Annotated in this window: 16 protein-coding genes; 12 read left to right on the forward strand and 4 right to left on the reverse strand. The window is 33.9% G+C overall.

Annotated elements, in window-relative coordinates:
• Positions 1–34: 34 nt before the first annotated feature.
• From rpmE to NE544_RS01060, 8 genes are all read left to right on the forward strand, one after another.
• Positions 35–244: a 50S ribosomal protein L31 gene (gene rpmE, locus NE544_RS01025; RefSeq protein WP_003865737.1), complete on the forward strand. Its 210-nt coding sequence runs from the start codon at positions 35–37 to the stop codon at positions 242–244.
• A 216-nt stretch (positions 245–460) separates the two neighbouring features.
• Positions 461–1,627, forward strand: coding sequence for an aminotransferase class I/II-fold pyridoxal phosphate-dependent enzyme (locus NE544_RS01030; protein ID WP_118116148.1), 1,167 nt, complete (start codon positions 461–463; stop codon positions 1,625–1,627).
• A 294-nt stretch (positions 1,628–1,921) separates the two neighbouring features.
• Positions 1,922–2,833, forward strand: coding sequence for a helicase-related protein (locus NE544_RS12250; protein WP_227992870.1), 912 nt, complete (start codon positions 1,922–1,924; stop codon positions 2,831–2,833).
• On the forward strand, positions 2,830–3,441 hold the full coding sequence (locus NE544_RS01040; RefSeq protein WP_256268027.1) for a ComF family protein: 612 nt from the start codon (positions 2,830–2,832) through the stop codon (positions 3,439–3,441). Before NE544_RS12250 ends, NE544_RS01040 begins: the two co-directional genes overlap by 4 nt.
• A gap of 27 nt (positions 3,442–3,468) precedes the next feature.
• Positions 3,469–4,818: a hypothetical protein gene (locus tag NE544_RS01045; protein ID WP_256268028.1), complete on the forward strand. Its 1,350-nt coding sequence runs from the start codon at positions 3,469–3,471 to the stop codon at positions 4,816–4,818.
• 90 nt (positions 4,819–4,908) lie between these two features.
• Entirely contained in the window at positions 4,909–5,910 is a 1,002-nt protein-coding gene (locus NE544_RS01050) for a bifunctional N-acetylglucosamine-1-phosphate uridyltransferase/glucosamine-1-phosphate acetyltransferase (RefSeq protein WP_256268029.1), read from the forward strand.
• A 29-nt stretch (positions 5,911–5,939) separates the two neighbouring features.
• The gene (locus NE544_RS01055) at positions 5,940–6,896 is read left to right on the forward strand and encodes a ribose-phosphate pyrophosphokinase (protein WP_256268030.1); all 957 of its coding nucleotides are present in this window, start codon (positions 5,940–5,942) and stop codon (positions 6,894–6,896) included.
• Between the two features lies 1 nt (position 6,897).
• Positions 6,898–7,251: a Spx/MgsR family RNA polymerase-binding regulatory protein gene (locus tag NE544_RS01060; protein WP_256268031.1), complete on the forward strand. Its 354-nt coding sequence runs from the start codon at positions 6,898–6,900 to the stop codon at positions 7,249–7,251.
• Positions 7,252–7,271: 20 nt separating this feature from the next.
• Here the strand turns inward: NE544_RS01060 and NE544_RS01065 are convergent, their stop codons facing one another.
• On the reverse strand, positions 7,272–8,027 hold the full coding sequence (locus NE544_RS01065) for a TatD family hydrolase (RefSeq protein ID WP_256268032.1): 756 nt from the start codon (positions 8,025–8,027) through the stop codon (positions 7,272–7,274).
• A gap of 52 nt (positions 8,028–8,079) precedes the next feature.
• Here NE544_RS01065 and NE544_RS01070 point away from each other — a divergent pair, with 52 nt between their 5' ends.
• The 3 genes from NE544_RS01070 to NE544_RS01080 all read left to right on the forward strand — a co-directional run bounded on the left by NE544_RS01070 (position 8,080) and on the right by NE544_RS01080 (position 9,605).
• Positions 8,080–8,517: a DUF3284 domain-containing protein gene (locus tag NE544_RS01070; protein ID WP_256268033.1), complete on the forward strand. Its 438-nt coding sequence runs from the start codon at positions 8,080–8,082 to the stop codon at positions 8,515–8,517.
• Between the two features lie 111 nt (positions 8,518–8,628).
• On the forward strand, positions 8,629–8,802 hold the full coding sequence (locus tag NE544_RS01075; RefSeq protein ID WP_154556314.1) for a hypothetical protein: 174 nt from the start codon (positions 8,629–8,631) through the stop codon (positions 8,800–8,802).
• A gap of 146 nt (positions 8,803–8,948) precedes the next feature.
• Positions 8,949–9,605 (forward strand): Crp/Fnr family transcriptional regulator, encoded by a 657-nt coding sequence (locus tag NE544_RS01080; RefSeq protein WP_118116721.1) that lies wholly within the window; start codon positions 8,949–8,951, stop codon positions 9,603–9,605.
• Positions 9,606–9,624: 19 nt separating this feature from the next.
• On the opposite strand, the gene NE544_RS01085 is transcribed toward NE544_RS01080, so the two are convergent.
• The 3 genes from NE544_RS01085 to NE544_RS01095 form a co-directional block, all read right to left on the reverse strand.
• The gene (locus tag NE544_RS01085) at positions 9,625–10,962 is read right to left on the reverse strand and encodes an MATE family efflux transporter (RefSeq protein ID WP_256268034.1); all 1,338 of its coding nucleotides are present in this window, start codon (positions 10,960–10,962) and stop codon (positions 9,625–9,627) included.
• Positions 10,959–12,293, reverse strand: coding sequence for an MATE family efflux transporter (locus tag NE544_RS01090; RefSeq protein WP_256268035.1), 1,335 nt, complete (start codon positions 12,291–12,293; stop codon positions 10,959–10,961). The genes NE544_RS01085 and NE544_RS01090 overlap by 4 nt, the downstream gene beginning before the upstream one ends.
• Positions 12,294–12,447: 154 nt before the next feature.
• The gene (locus NE544_RS01095) at positions 12,448–12,573 is read right to left on the reverse strand and encodes a hypothetical protein (RefSeq protein WP_256268036.1); all 126 of its coding nucleotides are present in this window, start codon (positions 12,571–12,573) and stop codon (positions 12,448–12,450) included.
• A 312-nt stretch (positions 12,574–12,885) separates the two neighbouring features.
• On the opposite strand from NE544_RS01095, the gene NE544_RS12190 reads away from it, so the two are divergent.
• A partial coding sequence (locus NE544_RS12190) for a transposase (protein WP_305145686.1) occupies positions 12,886–13,013 on the forward strand: 128 nt, incomplete at its 3' end.

The raw sequence follows: 13,013 nt of genomic DNA on the forward strand, positions 1-13,013 counted from the left end.
AATATGACTTAAGGCGGAAGGAGGATACATCGATATGAAACAAGGAATTCATCCTAATTATCATAAAGTTAAATGTATCTGTACATCTTGTGGTGCAGAATTCGAAACAGGTAGTACAATCAAAGGTGATGAATTACGTGTAGATACTTGCAGTAACTGCCACCCATTCTTCACAGGTCGTCAACGTTTCGCTGCTGCTCAGGGACGTATTGAGAAATTTAACAAGAAATATGGTTTGAAGTAGTAATATAATGACAGTGTCAGAAATGGCACTGTTTTTTATTTTGGTTATAAAAAAATCGTTATTTAAAAATAAATATCCTTTAAAATAGACGTTTCAAGCTTGTTTGGTTATATTAAAATGATCAAATGTGCACAAGAAATAACTGTGGTATTTGAAAACTTCTATTGCTACGTTTATAATAAAGACAATAAATTAAAAATAGAGAGGTGTATTAGAGTGAAAAGAGCTAAAAGAATGGATGTATTTCAATCTTCTATATTTACAGAATTGAAAAATATGAAGCTGGATTATACACAAAGAACAGGAAATGAAACAATTGATTTTTCAGTTGGATCTCCAAATATTGCGCCTGAACCATCTATTATGAAGGTACTGCAAGAATCAATTATGGTTCCAGAAAACTATAAGTATGCGATCAATGAATTACCTGAAATGAAATCAGCAATCCACGATTGGTATAAGAACCGTTATAATGTAGAACTAACATATGATGAAATGATCTGTCTACAAGGATCTCAAGAAGCTTTAAGCACATTGTTTTTAGCTATGTGTGATCCAGGTGATATTGTATTGGTGCCAGATCCTTATTATCCAATTTTTAGTGATGGGCCAAAGATTGCAGGGGCTAAAGTTGAATATATGCCTTTGTTGCAAGAGAATAACTATGTTATTCAATTGGATCAAATTGATGAAGAAATTGCGAAAAAAGCGAAGATGATGATTGTATCCTATCCAAACAATCCAACTTGTGCTATAGCACCAGATTCATTCTATGAAGAGTTGATTCAATTTGCGAAGAAATATGATATTGTAGTTTTACACGATAATGCATATAGTGAACTTGTATTCGATGGTAAAGTTGGAAAGAGTTTCTTATCTTTTGAAGGAGCTAAAGAAATAGGAATTGAATTGAATTCTTTCTCGAAAACATATGGAATGGCCGGTGCAAGACTTGGTGTGTGTGTTGGTAATAAAGAAGTGATTGATTGTTACAATACCCTTAAATCAAATATGGATTATGGAATCTTCTTACCTATACAATATGCAGGCATTGAAGCACTAAGACATGGAGGCGCAAGCATTCACTCAACTTGTCAGGCTTATCAAGATCGAAGAGACGCTCTATGTGAAGCATTTGATGAAGTAGGATGGCATATTGATAAGAGTCCTGCAACAATGTTCGCATGGGCAAGAATTCCAGATCAATATGAAGATTCATATGCCTTCACAAAAGATTTGATGGAAAAAACAGGTGTTGTCGTTACACCTGGCCAGGCTTTTGGTGTTCATGGTACTAGATATGTGCGTTTAGCTCTTGTTCAAGATATTGAGGATATCCAAAAAGCGGCAGAAAGAATAAAAAAATCTGAAATTTTTAAGTAAAGTGCAAAAATTTGCACTTTTTTTTCGTATAAGAGTATATGAAGTGTAATCGATGTCAAAATGAAGATCCTAAATTATTTGCGTATGATCATGGAGTTTATTATTGTCGTAAATGCATTGATTTTTCTAGGTTGGAGGTTAATGAAAAAATAAATCCGGTTAAATTGAAGCATAGAACGTGGAAGGGTAAACCTAAACTTGATTATGAACTCACTGCTTCGCAAAAATGTGCAAGTCACGAAGTATATCAACATTTAAGTAAAGGAAAAGACGTAATACTTTACGCCAGTACAGGTGCCAGGCAAAACAGAAATTTGTTTTGAAAGTATCTGTGGATATTTAGCACAAGGAAAGAAAGTAGGGTTTGCGATCAGTCGAAGACAGGTTGTTCTTGAAATCGCAAATCGTTTGCGGATAGCGTTTCCTGAATTAAGTGTGTGTGAAGTGGCTCAAGGATATACCCAAGTTACAGATGCAGACCTTATTGTATGTACTACACACCAGTTGTATCGTTATCCATATGCCTTTGATTTATTAATTTTAGATGAGTTAGATGCCTTTCCTTTTGTGGGCAACGAAGTACTTCAGGCCATAGCGAATCAGGCGTGTATTGGACAAAAACTAATGTTGAGTGCAACACCAGACAAAGAGAGTATGGAACTTGTGAAGCAAAAGAAAATAGAGCTTGTGTGTTTGTTTGAAAGGCCACATAAACACCCGTTGATTGTGCCTAAAGTGATACAGGTATCTATTTTAATTCAAGTATGGATTGTAATTTATTTGTGCATAAAATTCCAAAAAGAGGGAAAACAAACATTGGTTTTTGTCCCTCGAAAAAATGATGGAAAGTGGATGAAGATGATTCTAAATGTATTTGTGAAGACAGATTTTATTCATTCTTCTACACAGAATAAAGATGAAATTTTAGATTGCTTTCGCAATAAAGAATTGAGTGCACTAGTTTGTACCACACTATTAGAAAGAGGAATCACGATTCCAAGCGTTCAAGTTGTTGTTTTTAAAGGAGATCATTCAGTCTTTACCACGGCCAGTCTTATTCAGATTTTTGGGCGTGTGGGAAGAAGTTTTAAAGATCCAGAGGGAAAGGGTGTGTGTTTATGTCAAGCTTCAAGCGAATCTATCAAAGATTGTGTGAGTCAAATTACGAAGATGAACGATACTGTTTATGTTGCCACAAAAAAATGAGTGAAATTCGCAATTTTGAGATTTTCTTTTATAATGATCTTTTGATATGTCCGGATTGTTCAAAAAATTTCAAGCTACATAAACAAGTCTATAATATAGATGGTATCCCTTTATATGTTCTCTATGAGTATGATGAGTTTTTAGAGAGGTTGTTTTTTCAGTATAAGGAACAAAGGGATGTTGTATTAAAAGATGTTTTTTTGTGTGAACACTTATATTTAAAGAAAACTTTTAAAAAATATTGTGTCTGTACTTTATGTAGTAGTGATGCAAAACGTATGGAAAGGGGATTTGAACCAGCTATTGATATGTATTCGTCGTTAGATGTTTTTGTTCATTCTCCTTTCTACAAAAAGAAGGATATAAAGCAGTCTTCAGCAACAAAATTGCAAAGATCACAAATTAAGAATGTATTGGGTTTGAAACAATTGTATCCATTGCCTAAAAAGAAAATATTGTTGGTGGATGATGTTTGTACAACTGGAAGTACACTATTGGCTGCAAAGCAGTTGATTCATCCGGACTGCATGTTTGTTTTAGCGGCACATCCACTTTGGATTTTGGCAAATCAAGAAAACATAGTGGTCAAATCAAAGGGGTTTTGGTAAAATAGTCTAGAAGGGGCGATAGAAGCTATGGATAAGAAAAAAAAGAATGAGAATGATGAGATTTCTCAATTATTAGATTCATTTCAAACAAACGAGGAAGATACGTTAGAACAAAAAATGGATCAATTCACAAAGAATCAAACTCGTAGTCGAGTAGAAAAACATAAACCTGAACCGGAAATTCCGTTTCAAGCAAAAAAAGAGGAACCTTCACTAGGAGATACGTTTGTGGTTGGATCAAAGGATTTAAATGAGCCAAAAGAAGATCTTTCTGCAACACGTACAGTAATGTGGAATGCGGATGATTTAAAACAGGAAGCAGATTCTACAAATCAAACTGTTGTGATTGATGATGATGAAATTCAGTCTTTGTTAGAGGAGGGTAAGGGTCCTCAATTAAAAAGAGAAGTAATCAACAAGAAAAAAGAGCCAAGCAAAAAGAAATCAGCACCAAAAAAGAGTCATTCTAAAACTGGAATGTATGTTGCCTTAGGCGTTGTAGGTGTATTGTTGGTTTCATTATTGATATTTGGTGGTATGAAACTAATGACTGGTGGATTGTCAAGTTCTGATGAAAAAACATCGGAGGTTCAAAAGAAGAATTACCAGGAATTATTAGATTTTGCGAACAACTATGATGATTTATCTTCAAGTGACCAAAAGAAAATTATTGATTTTGAAAGTAAATATAACAGTTTAACGCGTAAACAAAGAGAGAAGATTGATGAAATCTTAGAAGAGGCTACCGGTAAAACTTTCAATGAATTACTTGCGAGTGCAAATAAGAAGACAAGTACGAAAAAAGACAACAACAACACTGAAATTGCTGAAAAGAAAGCGCAGTTGAAACAAAAAATCAATGATCTTAAAAAGCAGTTGTTGAGTGCACAATCGGAATTAGAAAATGCGCAGAATGCACAGTCTTCAGCTCAAAGTGATGTCGATTCATTACAGTCTCAGATTGATTCTGCAGGTGGCGGTGTAAGTGATGCTCAAAGTGCTGTAATTAGTGCACAAGCGGATTACGATAATGCACAAAGTGCGCTACAGGCATGTGAGAATCGTCGTAGTGAATTGGAGCAAATTCCAAATAGCGAATTAACGCAAGATCAATATACAGAGTTACAGCAATTATATGCTGAACATCAGGGATTAGTTGATAATGTAAACACAACAAAATCGGCTTTGGCTGATGCAAAATCGGCATTAAGTGCTGCACAAAAGAATTCGGATACTTCTTCTTTGCAGAATAAGTTAAAATCAGCAAAGACGAAATTGGATAGTGCAAATTCAGATGTAACAGATGCACAGTCAAAGGTAGATTCATTGAATTCTCAAATCAATGATTATCAAAATCAATTGAATCAATTAGATTAGACAATACAAAATGTATTGTCTTTTTCTTTATGTGACCTTTTAATGTCTTGTGATTTTTGTTAGAATATATACGGAAAGTCAGGTGAAAATATGCGTAATGCGATTGTTCTGGCGGCAGGAAAAGGAACTCGAATGAAATCAGATCGTAGCAAATTAATGCATACGATTATTGATCGTCCAATGTTGGCTTACATTATTGATGCTTTAAGAGCGGTATCTGTAGAAAGAATTGTAGTGATTGTCGGATATCAGGCTGAAAGTATTAAAGAAGCTTTTCCAGATGTTGAATTTGCTTTGCAGCAACCACAATTGGGGACAGGTCATGCGGTTATGCAAGCTACACAATTAAAGGATGAAGATGGGGATACATTGATTATTAATGGAGACGGGCCATGTATTCAGCCTGAGACATTGGAAAAACTATTCCAAACCAATCAAGATGCATCATTAACTCTATTAACTTCTGTATTGGATGATGGAGCTCATTATGGTCGTATTGTTCGTGATGAAAATAGTCATGTTCAAGCGATTGTAGAGGCAAAGGATTGTACAGAAGAACAAAAACAAATTTGTGAAATCAACGCAGGTATGTATTGTTTCAAGAACAGAGATTTATTTGATAACCTTGATAAATTAACAACAAATAATGCTCAACACGAGTATTACTTAACAGACTTGGTTAAGATTTTAGCTAATCAAGGAAAGGTTGTTAAGGGATTGGTAGTTGAAGACCGTGATGAAGTCATGGGAATCAATGATTGTGTAGAATTACATAAAGCGTATGAATGGATGCGCAATCGAATCAACAACAACTGGATGAAAGAAGGGGTACAGATTGTAGACCCAATGCGAACAGTTATTGGAAAAGATGTAACGATTGGACATGATGTGATTATTCATCCAAATGTTGAAATTCTTGGAAACACAGAAATTGGTGATTTCGTTGAGATTTTACCAGGTTCTTATTTGAATAATTCGAAAATTGAAGATCGTGCAATTGTAGATTCAAGTAAAGTCGTCAATTCTTGCATAGAAGAAGGTTCTGTTGTAGGGCCTATGTCTTATGTAAGCAATAATAAAACCATAAAATAAACCTGATAGGGTATGAGAAAGGATAAATCATGAAAAACACTATTGTATTTGCTTTATCATCTAGCGTTGGTTTAGCAGAAGATATTTGTAAAGAATTAGGATTAGAATTAGGTAAATGTGAAGTTAAACACTTTGCGGATGGAGAAATCTTAGTAGAACTTGGAGAATCTGTTCGTGGAAAACACGTATATTTTGTACAAAGTACAAATAAGCCTGTAAACTCAAATTTAATGGAAATTTTAATTGGTATTGATGCATGTAAACGTGCAAGTGCTGCAAGCATTACGGCTATCATTCCATATTTTGGATATGCGCGTCAGGATCGTAAAGCGAAACCTCGTCAACCAATTACTTCTAAATTAGTTGCTGGTTTATTAGAAAGAGCTGGAGCTGATCGTGTAGTTACAGTTGACTTACACGCTACTCAGATTCAAGGATTCTTCGATATTCCAGCAGATGATATTACTGCGAATGGATTGATTGCTGATTACTTCAAACACAAAGAAGGATTAGGTGAAATCGTAGTTGTATCTCCTGATCACGGTGGAGCTGTACGTGCTCGTAACTTGGCAAATGCATTAGGTGCACCTATCGCAATCATCGACAAACGTCGTCCTAAACCAAATGTAGCTGAAGCTATGAACTTAATTGGTGATGTTGATGGTAAAACTGCAATCATCATCGATGACATGGTAGATACAGCTGGTACATTAACTGCTGGTATCAAAATGTTGAAAGACAAGGGAGCTAAAGCTGTCTATGCTTCATGTTCACATGGTATCCTTTCAGGACCTGCTATCGAACGTTTAAAAGCTGCTGAGTTAGCTGGATTCGTTTGTACAAATACAATTGATCAAACAGAAAACCAAAAAAATTATCCAGAAATGACTGTTCTTTCAATGGCACCATTGTTAGCTGGATTGATTCATGCAGTTGAAGAAAATTCTTCATTATCAGAAGTATTAGCACACGCATTTGATGACTAATATGGAAACATTGTTTATTGGCTATCCTCCTTGTTCAACTTGTAAAAAGGCATATAAAGTTCTACAAGATTTGGGTATTGAAGCTACATATCGAAATATTAAAGAAGATAATCCAACAAAAGAAGAGATTCAAAGCTGGATTCATCGTGGTGTGGAATTAAAAAAATTGTTCAATGCAAGTGGTATGTTGTATCGCGAATTAAAAGTAAAAGAAAAACGCGAAACATATACAGAAGAACAATTGATTGAATTACTTGCCTCAAATGGTATGTTAGTAAAAAGACCTATTGTGATTCAAGGAGATAACATTATCATAGGAAACAAAGTTTCAGAATACGAAAACTTACAAAAATAGACCTGTCAATCGACAGGTCTTTATTTTAAATCAAAAATGGAATTGAAGTTCTCTTCAATTTGTCTACATGCACTTGCTTCATCAAGTTGTTTGATTTCGCAAATCTTCTTTGCGACATATTCCACATACATAGGTTCATTTTCTTTTCCACGATAAGGAACAGGTGTTAAATAAGGAGAATCCGTTTCTGTGATGATTCGATCAATAGGACATGCTGAAATACATTCAGGGGCTTGTCTAGCATTTTTGAATGTGATAGGTCCGGCAAACGAAATCATAGAATTCATTTTTAAACATTCCATCATAGTTTCTTTACTTCCGCTGAAGCAATGGAAAATAATTTTTGTCTTTGCGTATTGTTTTAAAATATCCATGCAGTCTTTTGTGGATTCGCGCATATGAATAGAAATAGGGAGATTGTGTTCATTCGCAATTTGAATCTGTTTGATAAATAGCTCTTTTTGTAAATCATTAAAACTAGTATCCCAATAGTAATCCAATCCAATTTCTCCTAAACAATCTAAATAAGGCGTTTGATCAATGAGATACTGAATTTCTTTATCTGCAACTTCTTTGGCATCACTTGGAAACCATCCAAAGGCAATTTTAAAAAATGGATATTTTTCTTTTACCTTTTTCGCACGTTCTAATTCTTCAGGACTTGTGCACATGATCATGCAAGAAGTGAGATTTTTAGCTTTGATATTTTCAATGATCTCGTCAATTCGACTATATAAATGATCACAAGTGATGTGACAATGACTATCTGTATACATAAATAACCTTCTTTCTTAAAATAGTATATAATTGTGTTAAAAGAGGTGCAATATGAAAGTTAGCATGGAATTAAATGTAAGTGATAAAGAGTTTTATGATTTGATGATGAAATCTTTAAAAGAAGAAGTTAAAAATGTCACGAAGAAAAATTTAGAATTAAAAGAAGGTTTAAAATATAAAAAGAAATCAGCTCAAAGAAAAGGAATTGGCTCAGAGATTACTGTGCATATTAAAAGGTTGATTCCGAATACATTGTATGAAGCAACGTTTGTCACGGCAATTGATCATACAACTATTTCTTATAAGATTGAATCTTTAAATGAATCAAAAATCAAAGTGACTTATGAAGAAATTTATGAAAATGTTTCTTCAAAGGAAATTCCTGTATGGAAACAAAAAATGGCTGAGAAGCAGTCGGCTAAGAAATCAAAGAAAATGTTTAAAGAGGTTGAAAAGTTCATTTTAAATGAAAGAAATAACAAGAACTGATTATACCAGAATAGAAACCAAGTTTTCCATCTTGGTTTCTTTTTGTGTTTATATGCGTTATAAGATTGGTATAGAAAAGCTTTAACCCAACAAAAGAAGGAGGAATTGGATATGAAAAAGTTAGGTTATTTAGCGGGGGCATCATTGTTATTTGTTCCAATGCCTCTATATGCAGCAGGAATTGGTTCTAGTAACCAAGTATTTACTCACACTGGTTGGTTCTCAGTTATTTGTATGGCAACAATCGGTGTTGGAGTTGCAATTTGTTCAAAACATCAGAAATAATAATGAAAAAAGGTTCAACAGTAAGCATCATATGGGCTGTGGACCTTTTTTATTTAAAATTTGACAGTCATTGATAATAACATATGTTACCTACAATTTTTGTGGAGTATGTTATACTGAGTTAACTGAAAGAGAAAGGGTAACTTATGGTCAGCAATTATTTGGTGAAATTTCTTGAAGAAAAAGAAGTACCTACAATCACAAAAAAAAGACACACATATTTAACGTATTATGGTTTAGAACAACAAGATACGTACGTGTTAAAAGAAGGTATTGTTAAGACTAGTATAATTTTGCGTGATGGAAGAGAATTTAATATTTCTTATATTAAAGGACCCGATATTATTTCATTATTAAAAGATGAAGTAAGTCAATATACATCGGCTCCATTTAACGTTCGTATTGAGAGTGAAACGGCTACTTTTTATCGTATTCCAAGAGTGTTATTCTGGGATTTTGTAAATCAAGATTCAGAGTTAAAAGAGTATGTGAATTCATATTATCGTACTAAATTAACGGAAGCTATTTTTAGACAACAACTTATGACTATGAATGGTAAAAATGGAGCAGTATGTGCTTTTATCTATCAATTGATTCCTATATTCGGAAGAAAAGTAAAAAAGGGTATTTTAATTGATTTCCAAGTGACAAACGATGATATTGCAGGATTCTGCGGTATTTCTACTAGAAATAGTGTAAATCGTATTTTAAGAGGGTTACGTGAGCAAAATGTAATCTCGATGGTCTATCAGAAGATTTTAATTTTAGACGTAGATTATTTAAAACAATTTGTACAAGCATAATACAAAACAAAGCGCAGAGTTAATTCTGCGCTTTAAATGGTTTTATGATTTTTTGATATGAATAGATTAATTGGCTTGCCATTAAACACCAAATAATGGGTTCGCAAAAGCATACACCTAAATATTTAAATGTAGGAACTAAAAATAATGTAAAGACAATTTTTCCAATGAGTTCAATAATACTAGAGAATAAAGGTGTTATTTTATATCCAAAGCCTTGAATTGCATTTCTTAAATTCAATAGTATACTCAATACTATGAAAAATGGAATATTGATTTTTAGATACATGGCGCCATTTTGTAGTACGGCAGGCGTGTTGGATCCAGATAAAAGGTGGACTAGATTTTCAGCTGTAAAATAAATAAGTATACTTAAAAAGATGGGATATATAATACCGCAGATGTTTGAAAGACGAACCCCTTTTATAATTCGCTCATAATTTTGAGCTCCCTTGTTTTGAGAGACAAACGTTGCCATTGAGGCTGCCAATGTAGAAAGAGGCAGACAAAATAATGAGATTAATTTTCGAGCAGCCATATGGGCTGTAATGATTTGAGTGCCTAGACTGTTGATTCCGGATTGAAGAATGATGGTTCCAATGGATACGATTGAAAACATAAATCCCATCGAAAAGCCTTGTCCCAACAAATCATTGACCATATAAGATTTAATTTGGAAATGTTCTTTTCTAGGTATCAAAATTTTAGCTTTTCGCAAAATTAAAAAGAAACAAATTATAGTTGAAATGGCTTGGGCAATAACAGTAGCTACAGCTGCGCCAAATACACCCATATCGAGTATTGTGATACATACAATATCAAGCGCAATATTTATAATAGATGAGCAGAAAAGTACAATCAATGGTCTTAGGCTATCGCCAATAGCTCGTAACATACCGGCGCCTAAATTGTAGAACATGGTGATGATTAAAAAGGCAGATATACATCGAATATAGTTTAATGAATCATGATAAATACTTTTTGGTGTCTTTAGAATTGTTAATAGATATGGCATCGAAACATAGGAAACGATTGTGATCACAATGGAGATGATCAATCCTAAAATTAGAGATGCTGCAACGCTTTTCTTTAGTTCATTTTCATTTTTAGAACCATAATATCTTGCTGTGACAATACTAAATCCTGTTCCACATCCATTGGAAAACTGAACGATCAATTCAAAAATAGCAGCAGTAGCGCCCATTGCGGCCAGGGCATTATCGCCTAAGAAATGACCAACTAATAATGTATCGATTGTATTGTAGAGCTGTTGAAATAGATTAGAAAAGAAAAGTGGAATCACAAAGAAAAGGAGTCCTTTTGTGATGCTTCCTTGCGTTAGTGAATGATTTTTCATGAGATCAGCCTCCTTTTTGAATATAATATAAACCAGATTACTAAAACAGTTCCTTTAATAATGCTTGAAATTGAAATGGCCCACCATACTCCATTTACTCCTAAATAGTGAGATAGCAGAATGGCCATAGGAATTCTCGCAGACGTGAATATAATGGATACAATACTAGGTGGCAGAGTTTTACCAAGTCCATTAAAAGCACCTTGTGTAGCTATTTCTATGCACATAAATAGTTGGGAATATCCAAGTATAATTAGATAGTCAATTCCATAAGGAAGGATATTTGTTTCATGGATGAAACATGAGAATATCGGTCCAGGAAGGAAAATTAAAACGGCTGTTGTTAATAATCCCCATAATCCAACCACCAGCATGCCAGTTTTATAACCTTGTTTTACACGATCATAGTTTTTTGCACCATAATTTTGCGAAGTGAACGCATTGATGGATGCGCTGAATCCATCGGCTGCCATCCAAGAGATAGATTCAATTTGCGAGCCTACTTTTTGTACGGCAACACTGATTGCTCCAAAACTTGAGATTAGGCGTGCAATGTACATAGAAATACATGTAAATAACATACTTTGCACAGAGGATGGAAATCCTATTTTTAATATTTCAGAAATATGATTCAATTCTGGTTTTGACAAGATACGGATATTTCTAAATAGATCAAGATTTTTTGCATTATATAAAAAGACCAAAGTAACAATGATTTGAGCAAGAATTGTTGCGAGAGCCGCACCGATGACTCTAAGATTGAATACAAAGATGAGTATAGGGTCTAAAATTAAATTTAATACTAGACCGGTTGTTGTGGCTATAAAAGTGCTTTTTGAATGACCGGCAGCCGTAAGAATTCCGGTAAAAATCTGATTCACAAAAGAGAATACAATAAAGCCACATGTAATCCATAAATAATTCTGAGCATCTTGAATAATAGCGGGATCTGATAAATTAAATAATTGAATTAAATACTTTTGAAAAACAATAATAATAATTCCATATATAAGGGCAAAAAATAAGGAACTTTGAAAAGCTGCCTGAATATAATTTTTTGTTTGTTCTTGATTATTAGCTCCAAGACTTTGTCCAACCAAAGCTTGTGATCCAATCTTAGGCATGTTCACAAGGCCGTTAGCCAAATACATGAAATTTCCAGATACACCGATACTGGCAACTGCACCAGAACCTAAAAAACCAATCCACAACATATCAACCAGGTTATAGGCCATCTGAATAAAATACGTTGCCATGATTGGGATTGCTAATAAACTTAATGATTTAAAAATAGGACCATGCAATAGGTCAATACTCTGATTTTTTTTCATACAGGGAATATTTTAGCAAGTTTTTAAGAATTTTAAAATAAAAGAATGGATGTGATCACACATCCATTCAATCAAATACTCTTTTTTAGTTCTCTTAATGCATCTAAGTCCAGTCCAACAATCTCAGAGATTTCTTCAAGTGTTTGATTATTTCTTACAAGCATCTTAATCGCGATTTTGATTTGTGTATTTTTTCACCACGCTCAATGCCTTGTTTGATACCCAACAGGATTCCTCTGTTTGTTGATTCTTCAAACATTTCATCTAATGCTCTGCACACTTTTACATCTCCTGGTATATTGTAATTGACCCATCTAACTGGTCATCTACAATATACTCCTCCTTTCTTTCAACCTGTTTGTAACCGTGGTTGAAGACGGTGTTGTTAATTTGTAAAATTGAATATGTGAATGTGGATTTGTATATTCATCTCCTGTAGCTTGACTACTTTTGAGAGGTTCTTACCACACCTTATTCCAAAACAGTGATTAGTTAGATGAGTCTTTGAATTCGTATTTTGAACCAGGTTTTGTGGTCTAAGTGTTGTGGATAACCATTTTCACAAATTTTAATCAAGAAAGGATGTTTATTTATGAAATTAGTTGGTATCGATGTTGGAAAGAACAGTCATCATTTTTGTGTCATGGACAAAGAAACTGGTGAACTCAATGTTACACCTACTTCTTTTTCTAACAACAAAGAAGGATTTGACTTTCTGAT

It is taken from the genome of Holdemanella sp. MSK.7.32 (genome assembly GCF_024460475.1).
Lineage (GTDB): Bacteria > Bacillota_I > Bacilli_A > Erysipelotrichales > Erysipelotrichaceae > Holdemanella.